The organism is Streptomyces sp. LZ34 (genome assembly GCF_053890475.1).
On record NZ_CM132680.1, the window covers coordinates 4,403,184 to 4,417,086 of the forward strand.

8 protein-coding genes are annotated in these 13,903 nt (G+C 71.4%); all 8 read left to right on the forward strand.

Features of this window, described 5'->3' with window-relative positions; all coding sequences use genetic code 11:
- The first annotated feature begins 55 nt into the window (after window positions 1-55).
- The 8 genes from ACWY4P_RS17265 (at window position 56) to glgB (ending at window position 13,900) form a co-directional block, all read left to right on the forward strand.
- Window positions 56-2,002 carry a rhamnogalacturonan lyase gene (locus tag ACWY4P_RS17265; protein WP_456211432.1) on the forward strand — a complete coding sequence of 649 codons (1,947 nt, stop codon included), beginning with the start codon at window positions 56-58 and terminating at the stop codon, window positions 2,000-2,002.
- A gap of 98 nt (window positions 2,003-2,100) precedes the next feature.
- Window positions 2,101-2,913 carry a pectate lyase gene (locus tag ACWY4P_RS17270; protein ID WP_456211433.1) on the forward strand — a complete coding sequence of 271 codons (813 nt, stop codon included), beginning with the start codon at window positions 2,101-2,103 and terminating at the stop codon, window positions 2,911-2,913.
- Between the two features lie 98 nt (window positions 2,914-3,011).
- Window positions 3,012-3,959, forward strand: coding sequence for a helix-turn-helix domain-containing protein (locus ACWY4P_RS17275; protein ID WP_456211434.1), 948 nt, complete (start codon window positions 3,012-3,014; stop codon window positions 3,957-3,959).
- Window positions 3,960-4,057: 98 nt separating this feature from the next.
- Entirely contained in the window at window positions 4,058-5,335 is a 1,278-nt protein-coding gene (locus tag ACWY4P_RS17280; RefSeq protein WP_456211435.1) for a S8 family peptidase, read from the forward strand.
- Between the two features lie 326 nt (window positions 5,336-5,661).
- Complete coding sequence (locus ACWY4P_RS17285) at window positions 5,662-7,656, forward strand: alpha-1,4-glucan--maltose-1-phosphate maltosyltransferase (RefSeq protein WP_456211436.1); 1,995 nt, start codon at window positions 5,662-5,664, stop codon at window positions 7,654-7,656.
- Window positions 7,653-9,389: a maltose alpha-D-glucosyltransferase gene (gene treS / locus ACWY4P_RS17290; RefSeq protein ID WP_456211437.1), complete on the forward strand. Its 1,737-nt coding sequence runs from the start codon at window positions 7,653-7,655 to the stop codon at window positions 9,387-9,389. The genes ACWY4P_RS17285 and treS overlap by 4 nt, the downstream gene beginning before the upstream one ends.
- Window positions 9,390-9,698: 309 nt before the next feature.
- Window positions 9,699-11,324 carry a maltokinase N-terminal cap-like domain-containing protein gene (locus ACWY4P_RS17295; protein ID WP_456211438.1) on the forward strand — a complete coding sequence of 542 codons (1,626 nt, stop codon included), beginning with the start codon at window positions 9,699-9,701 and terminating at the stop codon, window positions 11,322-11,324.
- Window positions 11,325-11,356: 32 nt separating this feature from the next.
- Complete coding sequence (glgB, locus tag ACWY4P_RS17300; RefSeq protein ID WP_456211439.1) at window positions 11,357-13,900, forward strand: 1,4-alpha-glucan branching enzyme; 2,544 nt, start codon at window positions 11,357-11,359, stop codon at window positions 13,898-13,900.
- Window positions 13,901-13,903 lie beyond the last annotated feature (3 nt).

Below are 13,903 nucleotides of genomic sequence, written 5' to 3' on the forward strand. Positions count from 1 at the left end.
ACACCCCGACACCCCCCGCACCCGCGCACTCCTCCCCCACCCCCCAGGAGGTCCCGTGGCACCGCCGCACGGTTCGCCCGCCCCCTCCGTTCGCCGCCGGGCCAGACGCGTCGCGCTCGCCCTGGCCGCCGTCGGTGCGCTGCTCACCACCGGGCCCGCCGCCCTCTCGCACGCCGCCCCGGCCGACAGCACGAAAGCCGGCAGCGCGAAAACCGACAGCGCGAAAGCCGGCACCACCAACGCCACCGACGCCAAAGCCGCCATCCAGGCCGCCCAACTGGAGAAGCTGGACCGCGGGCTGGTCAGCGTGCACACCGGCAACGACAACCTGGTCAGCTGGCGCTGGCTGGCGACCGACCCGGACGACGTCGCGTTCAACCTCTACCGGGGCAGCGTCAAGGTCAACTCTTCCCCCATCACCACCACCAACTACCTCCACAAGGACGCCCCCAACAGCGCCGACTACACCGTTCGCGCGGTCGTGGGCGGCGCGGAGCAGCCCGCCTCGCCGAGCGCCATCCAGTTCCGCTCCGGCTACTACGACGTGGCGATCTCACCCCCGTCCGGCGGCTCGGGCTACACCTACGAGGCCAATGACGCCTCGGTGGGCGACCTGGACGGCGACGGCGACCTCGACATCGTCCTCAAGTGGCAGCCGACGAACGCCAAGGACAACTCGCAGTCCGGCGTCACCGGCAACACCATCGTCGACGGCTACACCCTCCAGGGGCAGCGGCTGTGGCGGATCGACCTGGGCCGCAACATCCGCTCCGGCGCCCACTACACCCAGTTCCAGGTGTACGACTACGACGGCGACGGCAAGGCCGAGGTCGCGATGAAGACCGCGGACGGCACGGTCGACGGCACCGGCAAGACCATCGGCAGCGCCTCCGCCGACTACCGCAACTCCAGCGGCTATGTGCTGGACGGCCCCGAGTTCCTGACCATGTTCAACGGGCAGACGGGCGCGGCGGCCTCCACCGTCGACTACGTCCCGCCGCGCGGCACGGTGTCCTCGTGGGGCGACTCGTACGGCAACCGCGTGGACCGCTTCCTGGCCGGCACCGCCTACCTGGACGGCTCGAAGCCCTCGCTGATCGAGGCGCGCGGCTACTACACCCGTACGGTCATCAGCGCCTGGAACTACAGCGGCGGACAGCTCACCCGCAAGTGGACGTTCGACACCAACAGCTCCACCAACAGCGGCAAGGGCTACGACGGGCAGGGCAACCACGCGCTGGCGATCGGCGATGTGGACTCCGACGGCAAGGACGAGATCGTCTACGGCTCGATGGCCGTGGACGACAACGGCTACGGCCTGTGGACGAACAAGAACGGCCACGGCGACGCGGCCCACCTCGGCGATCTCGACCCGTCCCGGCCCGGTCTGGAGTACTTCAAGGTCGACGAGGACTCCTCCAAGCCGTCGTCGTACTTCGCCGACGCCAGGACCGGCCAGGTGCTGTGGTCCACCGCGGCGAGCGGCGACAACGGGCGCGGCGTGGCCGGGGACATCTGGGCGGGCAACGACGGCGCCGAGATGTGGTCGGCCGCCGACGGCTCGATCCGCGACGAGGGCGGCGGCACCAAGGGCCGCAAGCCGTCCTCGATCAACTTCCTGTCGTGGTGGGACGGCGACCCGGTGCGCGAGCTGCTGGACGGCACGCATATCGACAAGTACGGCACCTCCGCCGACACCCGGCTGCTGACCGGCTCCGGAGTGCACTCCAACAACGGCACCAAGGCCACCCCGTCGCTCTCCGGCGACATCCTCGGCGACTGGCGCGAGGAGGTGATCTGGCCGACCTCGGACAACAAGGCGCTGCGGATCTACTCCACGCCGTACGAGACCGACCGGAAGATCACCACGCTGCTGCACGACCGCCAGTACCGGACGGCCCTGGCCTGGCAGAACACCGCGTACAACCAGCCGCCGCACCCCAGCTTCTTCATCGGGAACAAGATGGCGACCCCGCCGCGGCCGAAGATCGCCACCCCCTGAACGACCGTCCCCCGCACAGTTCCACCGGCACCACCGGCACCACCGGCACCACTCGCTCCACCCGCACCCCCACGTATCACCGGACAGAGGAGAGTGACATGGCAGTACCGGCACCGCGCACCAAGCATCTGAACAGGAAGCGGGCTATGGCCGGCCTCCTGGGCGCCGTCGCCCTGACCACGGGCGCCGTCACCACCGGTCTGACCCTCCCCGCCGCCTCGGCCGCCACCTGGCCCACGCCCAGCGGCACCCCCCAGGCGGTCACCGCGACCATCCCGGTCAGCGGGACCGTCGACGGCGGCATGAAGCGCTACTACGGCTCCGGCGACCTGGGCTCCGGCGGCCAGAACGAAGATCAGGACCCGATCTTCAAGCTCGCCGACGGGGCCACCCTCAAGAACGTCATCGTCGGCGCCCCGGCCGCCGACGGCATCCACTGCTCGGGCAGCTGCACCCTGCAGAACGTGTGGTGGGAGGACGTCGGCGAGGACGCCGCCACCTTCCGGGGCAGCGGCAAGACCTTCAACGTCATCGGCGGCGGCGCGCGCAAGGCCGCGGACAAGATCTTCCAGTTCAACGGCGGCGGCACGCTGAACATCTCCAACTTCGCCGGCCAGGACTTCAAGACCTTCGTCCGGTCCTGCGGCAACTGCTCATCGCAGTACAAGCGCACCATCAACGTGAGCAACACGGAGATCACCGCGCCCGGCAGCGTCATCGGCGGGATCAACACCAATTACGGTGACTCCCTCACGCTGCGCTCGATCACCATCGTCGGCGACAGCAGCAAGAAGATCGTCCCGTGCCAGAAGTACATCGGAAACAACACGGGCGCCGAACCGACGAAGAACGGCAGCGGCCCCGACGGCACGTACTGCAAGTACTCCACCTCGGACATCACCTACAAGTGACCATGAGTTGAGGTGACCGGCAGGTGATGGGCCGGCCCGGCGTGCCTGACCCCGGCAGGGACAGGCACGCCGGGTTCGGCTGCCGCACACTGGTCCCCATGGACACACCTGCCGCGCTGGGGGACTTCCTGCGCACCCGCCGCGCCCGCCTGCGGCCCGAGGACGTCGGGCTGGTCTCGTACGGGACCCGCCGCCGGGTGCCCGGGCTGCGCCGCGAGGAGCTGGCACAGCTGGCCGGGGTGAGCGTCGCGTACTACACGCGGCTGGAGCAGGGCCAGTCGGCGGGCGCGTCGGACGGCGTGCTCGACGCGATCGCCCGGGCACTGCGGCTGAGCCCCGACGAGCACGCGCATCTGCGCAATCTGGCCCGCCCGGCGCGGGCCGGGCGCCGTCCGGCGCCGCGCGCCGAGACCGCCCGGCCGAGCACCCGCCGGCTGATCGAGGCCATGGCCGGGGTGCCCGCCCTCGTGCTGACCGCCCGGTTCGACGTACTGGCCTGGAACCCGTTGGGACACGCCCTGATCGCCGGGCATCTGGCCGCCGACGGCCCGGAGCGCCCCGCCGACCGCCCCAACACCCAGCGGCTGCTCTTCCTGGACCCGCACACCCGCGAGCTCTACCCCGGCTGGGAGGGCGAGGCGCGGCGCGCGGTCTCCGCGCTGCGGCTGGCGGCGGGCGCGTGCCCCGACGACCGGCGGCTCGCGGAGCTGATCGGCGAGCTGACCATGAAGAGCGGCGAGTTCGCGGCGCTGTGGTCCCGCCACCCGGTGTGCAAGTGCTCCTTCGGGGCCAAGTCGTTCCACCACCCCCTGGTCGGGCCGATGGAGCTGACCTTCGAGATGACGCGGCTGCCGGACTCCGCGGGCCAGTGCCTGCTGATGTACGGCGCGGAGCCGGGCTCCTCGTCGGAGGCGGCCCTGCGTCTGCTGGCGGCGGGCGTGGCGCCCCGACTCCCGCCGCAACTCCCGCCGCAACTCCCGCCCCAACTCCCCCGGCAACGACCGGAATTCACCGCAACCCTGCCCCAAGAACGCCACATTCCCTGACGACCGATCTGGCCGATTTAACCCCCCAAAGCGGTCTTGTCCCGATCCTCCTCCCCACGAGAGGCTGACGCCGTCGAATTGGGGAGGGGGATCGATCCATGCCGGATACGAGTGCCGACCGCCGGCGCCGGGCCTCGGCCGTCGTCGCGGGCCTTGTCGCGGGCCTCGCCGTGGCGGTTCTGACGGCCATGCTGCCGACCGCGACCCTGCCTGCTCAGGCCGCGCCCGCGCAGGGGCGGATCAGGGCGGCGGGCATGGCGGCCGCGGTGGACGGCAGTTACATCGTCACATTGAAGAAGGGGGCGGGAGGCATCCGCGCGGACTCCGAGCGGGGCAGGGGGCTCGCCGCGCGGTACGGGGCGAGAATCAGCCGTACGTACAGCACCGCGCTGAACGGCTACGCGGTGCGGGCCGACGAGACGCAGGCCAGGCGGCTGGCGGCCGACCCGGGCGTGGTCTCCGTCGCGCGGGACACCCACGTGTCGCTGCGCACCGAGCAACACCAGCAACAGCAACGCCGGCAACAGCGACAGCAACAGCCCCGGTCGTGGGGCCTGGACCGGATCGATCAGCCGGAGCGCACGCTGGACGCGTCGTACACCTCGCCGCGCAGCGCCGGCCGGGGCACGACGATCTACGTCCTGGACACCGGTGTGCGCACCACGCACCGGGACTTCGGCGGGCGGGCCCGCTCCGGCTGGGACTTCGTGGACGACGACGCGGTCGCCGAGGACGGCAACGGCCATGGCACGCATGTCGCGGCCACCGCCGCCGGGTCGGCGTACGGGGTGGCGAAGAAGGCGGCCGTCGTCGCGGTCAAGGTGCTGGACGACACGGGCCAGGGCACCAGCGCCCAGGTGCTGGCCGGGCTCGACTGGGTGATGAAACACGCCCACAGGCCCGCCGTGGTCAATCTGAGCCTGGGTTCCACACAGGCCGCCCCGATCCCCGAGTGGGACGACGCGGTACGGTCCGGCATCGCGTCCGGCCTCACCTTCACGGTCGCCGCGGGCAATCAGAACCGCTCCGCGGGCTCGTACTCCCCCGGCCGGGTGGCGGACGCCATCACGGTGGGTTCGGCGGGCCGGGACGACCGCCGCTCGGCCTTTTCCAACTGGGGCCCCGCGGTTGACCTGTTCGCACCCGGGGAGCGGATCGTCTCGGCGTCGAACGCGAGCGACACGGGGACGAAGGTCATGTCGGGCACCTCGATGGCCGCCCCACACGCCGCCGGTGCGGCCGCGCTCCACCTCGCGGACCATCCGCGGGCGACCCCGGCCCAGGTGAGCGCGGCGCTGACGGCCCGTGCGGCCAAGGGCAAGGTGCGCAACGCGGGGGCGGGGTCGCCGAACCGCCTCCTACAGGTGGGCAACTGACGGGCACATACCCCATACGCAATTCCACGCGCAATCCCACGGGCAGCGCCCGGGAAGGGAAGCCATCGGCCCCATACGGTTCCTGTTTCAGGAACCGTACGGGGCCGAGCGCGTTACGCACGGGAAGTTAACGGGAACCCGGATTGTCCCCCCGCGCCGCATGGGAAGGCTTTCCGAACACGCCCCCCATGGCCGACCCCATCCGCCCACCAGAGTGAACGCGGACAGGAGCTGTCATGCCCGCAACCCGTCGCAAGGCAGCACAACCGATACAAAGGACAAAAGCCGCCAAAGCATATACGCCCGCAACGCCGTCAGGTGATCCTATGATCGGTCGCATCCCCGTCCTGGACATCCGCCCGCTCATCGACTGCGGCCGCCGCCCCGCGAAGGCGGTGGTGGGCGAGACCTTCCAAGTGAGCGCCACCGTGTTCCGGGAGGGCCACGACGCGGTCAGGGCCAATGTCGTCCTGCGCGACCCGGCCGGACGCTCGGGGCCATGGACGCCGATGCGTGAACTCGCCCCCGGCACCGACCGCTGGGGGGCCGACGTCACCCCGAGCGCGCAGGGCCGCTGGTCTTACACGGTCGAGGCATGGAGCGACCCGATCGGCACCTGGCGCCACCACGCCACCGTCAAGATCCCCGCGGGGATCGACACCGAACCGGTCCTGGAGGAGGGCGCGCGGCTGCACGAGAGAGCGGCGGGGGCCGTCCCCAAGAGCGACGGCCGGGAGGCCGTACTGCGGGCCGTCGACGGACTGCGCGACGGGCGGCGCCCGGTGGCCGACCGGCTCGCCGCCGCCCTCGCCCCCGATGTCACCGCGGTCCTCGACCGCCACCCGCTGCGCGAACTGGTCACCGCCTCCCGCCCGATGCCGCTGCTGGTGGAGCGGGAGCGCGCGCTGTTCGGGTCCTGGTACGAGCTCTTCCCGCGCTCGGAGGGTGCCAAGGTCGCCGAGGACCGGCGGCCGGTGAGCGGCACGCTGCGCACCGCCGCCGAGCGGCTGCCCGCCGTCGCGGCCGCGGGCTTCGACGTGGTCTACCTCCCGCCGATCCACCCCATCGGCACCGCGTTCCGCAAGGGCCCCAACAACGCGCTCTCGGCGGGCCCGTACGACGTCGGCTCCCCCTGGGCGATCGGCTCCGCCGACGGCGGCCACGACGCGGTCCACCCCGACCTCGGCACGCTTGACGACTTCGACCACTTCGTGGCCCGCGCCCGCGAACTGCGCATGGAGGTCGCGCTCGACTTCGCCCTCCAGTGCTCGCCCGACCACCCCTGGGTGGACAAGCACCCCGAGTGGTTCCACCGGCGGGCCGACGGCACGATCGCGTACGCCGAGAACCCGCCCAAGAAGTACCAGGACATCTATCCGATCGCGTTCGACACGGACTTCACGGGGCTCGTCCGCGAGACCGAGCGGGTGCTGCGCTTCTGGATGTCCCACGGGGTGCGGATCTTCCGGGTGGACAACCCGCACACCAAGCCCGTGGTCTTCTGGGAGAAGGTGATCGGCGACATCAACCGGACCGACCCCGATGTCATCTTCCTCGCCGAGGCCTTCACCCGTCCGGCCATGATGCACACCCTCGGCGCCATCGGGTTCCAGCAGTCGTACACGTACTTCACCTGGCGGAACACCAAACAGGAGCTCACCGACTACCTCACCGAGCTCTCCGGGGACGCGGCCGGATACATGCGGCCCAACCTGTTCGTGAACACCCCGGACATCCTGCACGCCTACCTCCAGGAGGGCGGTCGCCCCGCCTTCGAGGCGCGGGCCGTCCTGGCCGCCACGCTGGCCCCCACCTGGGGCGTCTACGCGGGCTACGAGCTGTGCGAGAACGCCCCGCTGCGCCCCGGCGGCGAGGAGTACCTGGACTCCGAGAAGTACCAGCTGCGGCCGCGCGACTGGGCGGCCGCCGAGCGCGCGGGACGTACCATCACACCGCTGCTCAGCTGTCTGAACCGGCTGCGACGCCGCCACCCCGCCCTGCGGCAACTGCGCAACCTGCGATTCCACCACGCCGACAACGACTCTGTCATCGCCTACTCGAAGCGAACGGGCGACTCGTGCGTGCTCACGGTCGTCAACCTGGACCCCCACCACACCCAGGAGGCGACGGTCTCGTTGGACATGCCGGAACTCGGCCTCGACTGGCATGAGTCCGCCCCGGTGCGCGACGAGCTCACCGGCGAGACCTATCACTGGGGCAGGAAGAACTATGTGCGCCTGGAGCCGGGCCGCCAGATGGCCCCCGCGCATGTGCTGTCCCTGCGACCGTCCTCACCGATCGGAGGGTCACCCACATCATGATCTTCAACGAGCCCGTCCCGGACAAGTTCGAGGACACTCCGGCCAAGGACCGTGATCCCGACTGGTTCAAGCGCGCCGTCTTCTACGAAGTGCTGGTGCGCTCCTTCCAGGACAGCAACGGCGACGGCGTCGGCGACCTCAAGGGGCTCACGGCCAAACTCGACTATCTGCAGTGGCTGGGCGTGGACTGTCTGTGGCTGCCGCCCTTCTTCGCCTCCCCGCTGCGCGACGGCGGCTACGACGTGTCCGACTACACGGCCGTGCTGCCGGAATTCGGGGACCTCGCCGACTTCGTCGAGTTCGTGGACGCCGCCCATCAGCGCGGCATGCGGGTGATCATCGACTTCGTCATGAACCACACCAGCGACCAGCACCCGTGGTTCCAGGAGTCCCGCACCGATCCGGACGGGCCGTACGGCGACTACTACATGTGGGCCGACGACGACAAGCAATTCCAGGACGCCCGGATCATCTTCATCGACACCGAGACGTCCAACTGGACCTTCGACCCGGTACGCAAGCAGTACTACTGGCACCGCTTCTTCTCGCACCAGCCGGACCTCAACTTCGAGAACCCCGCCGTCCAGGAGGAGGTACTGGCCGCCCTGCGCTTCTGGCTGGACCTGGGCATCGACGGCTTCCGGCTGGACGCCGTCCCCTATCTGTACGCGGAGGAGGGCACGGACTGCGAGAACCTGCCCCGCACCCACGAGATGCTGAGGCGGGTCCGCGCCGAGATCGACGCCCACTACCCGGACACCGTGCTGCTCGCCGAGGCCAACCAGTGGCCGGAGGACGTCGTCGACTACTTCGGCGACTTCACCAAGGGCGGCGACGAGTGCCACATGGCCTTCCACTTCCCGGTCATGCCGCGCATCTTCATGGCCGTACGACGCGAATCCCGCTACCCGGTCTCGGAAATCCTCGCCAAGACCCCCGCCATCCCCTCCGGCTGTCAGTGGGGCATCTTCCTGCGCAACCACGACGAGCTGACGCTGGAGATGGTCACCGACGAAGAGCGCGACTACATGTACGCGGAGTACGCCAAGGATCCCAGAATGCGCGCCAACATCGGCATCCGCAGACGACTGGCGCCCCTCCTGGACAACGACCGCAACCAGATCGAGCTGTTCACCGCGCTGCTGCTGTCCCTGCCCGGCTCGCCGATCCTCTACTACGGCGATGAGATCGGCATGGGCGACAACATCTGGCTCGGCGACCGCGACGCCGTACGCACCCCCATGCAGTGGACCCCCGACCGCAACGCGGGCTTCTCCTCCTGCGACCCCGGGCGGCTGTTCCTGCCCACGATCATGGACCCGGTCTACGGCTACCAGGTCACCAACGTCGAAGCGGCCATGAGCAGCCCGTCCTCGCTGCTCCACTGGACCCGCCGGATGATCGAGATCCGCAAGCAGAACCCCGCCTTCGGGCTGGGCTCCTTCACCGAGCTGACCTCCTCCAATCCGGCCGTCCTCGCCTTTCTCCGCGAGGCCCCACCGACAGAGGAAGGAGGAGATGACCTCGTGCTGTGCGTGCACAACTTCTCGCGCTTCGCCCAGCCCACCGAGCTCGATCTCCAGTCCTTCACCGGCCGCCACCCGGTCGAGCTGATCGGCGGCGTCCGGTTCCCCGCCATCGGCGAACTCCCGTATCTGCTGACGCTCGCGGGCCACGGCTTCTACTGGTTCCGGCTGCGGGCGGGCGACGCGGCGGGTCACTGGACCGACTGACCGGCACCCGGCGACCCTCCGCCGACCGAAGCGCTCCGGTCTTAACGCTCGTCCCGCCGTTCTCGTCCGTACGCGTCCATCTCGGGCGCGTACGGGCGTTTTCGGCACCACATCATGGGCAGTCTCCCTACTACCGCACGGGCGGAGCCGATCGCGTACTCCGTACTGCTCCGTGCCGCTCCATATCGCTCCGTACTCGCCGTACGGACGATCCTCGCCCGACACGTCCCGCACCGTCGCACAGTCAATGCCGCAATCCGGGACACTTTGCCCTGATCTGTCGTGTGCCCGGGGAAAGGACGCGACGCCATGCCGGAAGCTTCGTTCTCCCGGGGGGCACAGCACCCGCCGACCGCTGTACCGCGGGCCGACCCCCCGCCGTCCGCCACCCGCGCCACCGCGGCCGCGGGCCCTGACGGGCTGCTCGCCTCCCTCGCTCCCCTGCTCTCCGAATGGCTGCCCCGGCAGCGCTGGTTCGCGGGCAAGGGCCGCCCGGTCACCGGCTTCGCCCTCGTCTCCGCGACCGAGCTGCTGCCCTGTGCGGCCGGCGGTACCACGCCCGGCCTGCTCCATCTGCTCATCCGCGCCCAGCAACCCGAGCCGCCCGGCCACCGGCACGGCTCCGGCTGCGGGCACCGGCGCGGCGCGGCGGCCAGCGACTGCTACCAGATCCTCCTCGGCGTGCGCTCCACCCTCCCGCCCCGGCTCGCCCCCGCCCTCATCGGCCGCCCCAGCGGCGGGCCGCTGCACGGCCGGACCGTCTACGAGGCGCTGCTGGACCCCCGCCTCGCCACGCTCCTCCTCGAACGGCTGCGGATGCCCGGCACCCTCGGGCCGCTGCGCTTCGAGCGCGAGCCGTCCGCGGCCATCCCCTCGGCGCTCGCTCCCCGGCTGGTGACCGCCGAGCAGTCCAACTCCTCGGTGATCTATGGAGATACGTTTATCCTCAAGCTCTTCCGCCGGGTGAGCCCCGGCACCAACCCCGACCTCGAACTGCCCCTGGCCCTGGCCCGCGCGGGCTGCACCCGGGTGCCCGCCCCGGCCGCCTGGTTCGAGGCCGCCCAACCCGTCGAGAGCGCGGGCGCGGGCCCGCGCGCCGACCCCTTCACCCTCGGCGTGCTTCAGCCCTACCTCGCCGGCTCCACCGACGGCTGGCAGCTCGCGCTCGACGCGCTCGCCACCCGGGGCGACTTCACCGACGCCGCCCACGCTCTCGGGCAGGCCACCGCCGAGGTCCACCTGGCGATGGCCCGCGCGCTGCCCACCTCCATCCTGCGCCGCCCCCAGATCGAACACCTCGCGGCCGCCATGTCCGAGCGCCTGGACTCGGCCGCCGCGGCCGTACCCGCCCTCCACCCCTACCGCGCCGCGCTGCACACCGCGTACGAGGACCTGGCCGCGCTCGGCCGCGCCGGGCGCACCTGGACGGCCCAGCGCATCCACGGGGATCTGCACCTCGGCCAGGTGCTGCGGCAGACGGTCGAGGGCGAGGCCGACGGGGGCAGTGGCACGGGCGAGGGCAGCGGCAGGGGTGCGGGCAGCGGCAGGGGTGCGGGCAGCGGCACGGGTGAGAGCGGGGCCGGGGCGCGCTGGTCCCTGATCGACTTCGAGGGCGAGCCCTCGCGCCCCCTCAGCGAACGCCTTCGCCCCCAGCCGCCCGTGCGTGACATCGCGGGCATGCTCCGCTCATTCGACTACGCGGCCGCCGTGGGCGGCCACGACAGCCCCCAGGACTGGGCCGGCCGCACCCGGGCCGCGTACTGCGCGGGCTACGCGGAGGCGTCCGGGACCGACCCGCGCGACGACCCGGAGCTGCTGCGGGCCCACGAGACCGACAAGGCGGTGTACGAGGTGGTCTACGAGGCCCGCCACCGCCCCGAGTGGCTGCCCGTCCCGATGTCCGCCATCCGCCGCCTGGCCGCGGCCCGCACCTGACACGCACCCAGCCCCCCTGGGAGGACACCCCCGTGACCGCACGTCCGCCGTCCGACCCGACCCCGCCCGACCCGCCCTCGTACAAGCCGCCCTCGTCCGACCCGACCCCGCCCGTCCCCGCCACCTTCCGCCCGGAACCCGCCCGGCCCCCCGCCCACCGCGCCGCCGCGCACGGCCCCGGAGACGGCCCCATGTCCCGCTCCTCGTACACCGCCCCACCCAGCCCGCGAGCGCCCAGGCTCAGCCCCACCCCCGCCGACCCGCCACACGCCGAGGCCACGCCGCGCGCCGAGACCGCACCCCGCCCCGAGACCCCGCCCCCCTCCGGCGGGGGTGTGCGCGCCGCGGCGCCGCTCGGGGACACCGACCGGGAGCGGCTGCTCTCCGGCTCCCATCACGACCCGCACGCCCTCCTCGGCGCCCACCCCGTGCGCGGCGGAATCCTGTTCCGCGCGCTGCGCCCGTACGCCCGGTCCGTGGCCGTCACCGCCACCGGGTTGCGCGCACAGTTGCACCCCGAGGGGGACGGGCTGTTCTCCGGGGTGATCCCGCTACGGGAGATCCCCGACTACCGGCTGCTGGTCGACTACGCGGAGGAGGAGCGGAAGGGGGAGCAGGAGGAGAAGCGAAAAGGGGCGGGAAAGGGGGAGGCCTCGCAGCACGACCCGTACCGCTTCCTCCCCGCCCTCGGCGAGCTGGATCTGCACCTGATCGGCGAGGGCCGCCACGAGGAGCTGTGGCGCGCGCTGGGCGCGTACCCGATGACGCACCAGGGCGTGGCCGGGACGCGGTTCACGGTGTGGGCGCCCGACGCCCGTGGGGTGCGCGTGGCCGGGGACTTCAACTACTGGGACGGTACGGCCCTCCCCATGCGCTCGCTGGGCGGCAGTGGCGTATGGGAGCTGTTCCTGCCCGGCGTGGGCGAGGGCGCGGTGTACAAGTTCGACATCACCCGCCCGGACGGGAGCCACACCCTGCGCGCCGACCCGATGGCGCGCCGTACCGAGTGTCCGCCCGCCACCGCCTCGATCGTGCACGCCTCCCACCACCGCTGGCACGACGAGGAGTGGATGGCCCGCCGGGCGGGCCGGCGCGTCCACGAATCACCGTTCTCGGTGTACGAGGTGCACCTGCCCTCGTGGCGGCCGGGTCTGACCTACCGCCAGCTGGCCGAGCAGCTTCCCGCGTACGTCAAGGACCTCGGCTTCACGCATGTCGAGCTGATGCCGGTGGCCGAGCATCCCTTCGGCGGCTCGTGGGGCTACCAGGTCACCGGCTTCTACGCGCCCACCGCCCGCCTCGGCACCCCCGACGACTTCAAGTACCTGGTCGACGCCCTGCACCAGGCGGGCATCGGCGTGCTGGTCGACTGGGTGCCCGCGCACTTCCCCCGGGACGCCTGGGCGCTGGCCGAGTTCGACGGCAGACCGCTGTACGAGCCCGCCGACCCGGCCCGGGCCGCGCACCCGGACTGGGGCACCTTGGAGTTCGACTACGGCCGTACGGAGGTGCGCAACTTCCTGGTGGCGAACGCCGTGTACTGGTGCGAGGAGTTCCATGTGGACGGCCTGCGCGTGGACGCCGTGGCCTCCATGCTCTACCTCGACTACTCCCGCGAGCCGGGCCAGTGGACGCCCAATGTCCACGGCGGCCGGGAGAACCTGGACGCCGTCGCGTTTCTCCAGGAGATGAACGCGACCGTCTATCGCCGCTGCCCGGGCGTGCTGACCATCGCCGAGGAGTCCACCGCCTGGGACGGCGTCACCCGTGCCACCCACCACGTGGGCCCCAGCGGCTTCGGCGGCCTCGGCTTCGGGCTGAAGTGGAACATGGGGTGGATGCACGACTCGCTCGGCTACGTCGGCCATGATCCGGTGCACCGCAGGTACCACCACCACGAGATGACCTTCTCGATGGTGTACGCGTACAGCGAGAACTACGTGCTGCCCATCTCCCATGACGAGGTGGTGCACGGCAAGCGGTCGCTGGTGTCGAAGATGTCCGGCGACTGGTGGCAGCGGCGCGCCGACCACCGCGCGTATCTGGGCTTCATGTGGGCGCACCCGGGCAAGCAACTCCTCTTCATGGGCCAGGAGTTCGCCCAGGGCGCGGAGTGGTCGGAGAGCCACGGCCCGGACTGGTGGCTGCTCGACCCCTCGTACTCCGCCGAGCCCGACCACCGCGGCGTACGCGACCTGGTCCGCGAGCTGAACCGGGTGTACCTGGCCACGCCCGCGCTGTGGCAGCGGGACACCGTCCCGGAGGGGTTCGCCTGGGTCGAGGGCGACGGATACGAGGACAACGTCTTCGCCTTCCTGCGCTTCGCCGCGGACGGCTCGCCGCTGCTGGCCATCAGCAACTTCTCGCCCGTCGTACGCCATGACTACCGCATCGGCGTGCCGGACCGGATCCCCCTGTGGCGCGAGGTGCTGAACACCGACGACGGCCGCTACGGCGGCAGCGGCGTCCTCAACCCGGAACCGCTCAAGGCCGAACCCACCGCCTGGCACGGGCGGCCGGCGAGCATCCTGCCGGCGCTGCCGCCGCTGGCCACAATCTGGCTGCGGCCGGCCTGAACA

What these genes read in the sequence shown, in the direction of transcription:
- ACWY4P_RS17270 (WP_456211433.1), top strand. Translation starts at nt 2,101, where the DNA reads ATGGCAGTACCGGCACCGCGCACCAAGCATCTGAACAGGAAGCGGGCT.
- ACWY4P_RS17275 (WP_456211434.1), top strand. Translation starts at nt 3,012, where the DNA reads ATGGACACACCTGCCGCGCTGGGGGACTTCCTGCGCACCCGCCGCGCC.
- ACWY4P_RS17280 (WP_456211435.1), top strand. Translation starts at nt 4,058, where the DNA reads ATGCCGGATACGAGTGCCGACCGCCGGCGCCGGGCCTCGGCCGTCGTC.
- ACWY4P_RS17285 (WP_456211436.1), top strand. Translation starts at nt 5,662, where the DNA reads ATGATCGGTCGCATCCCCGTCCTGGACATCCGCCCGCTCATCGACTGC.
- treS (WP_456211437.1), top strand. Translation starts at nt 7,653, where the DNA reads ATGATCTTCAACGAGCCCGTCCCGGACAAGTTCGAGGACACTCCGGCC.
- ACWY4P_RS17295 (WP_456211438.1), top strand. Translation starts at nt 9,699, where the DNA reads ATGCCGGAAGCTTCGTTCTCCCGGGGGGCACAGCACCCGCCGACCGCT.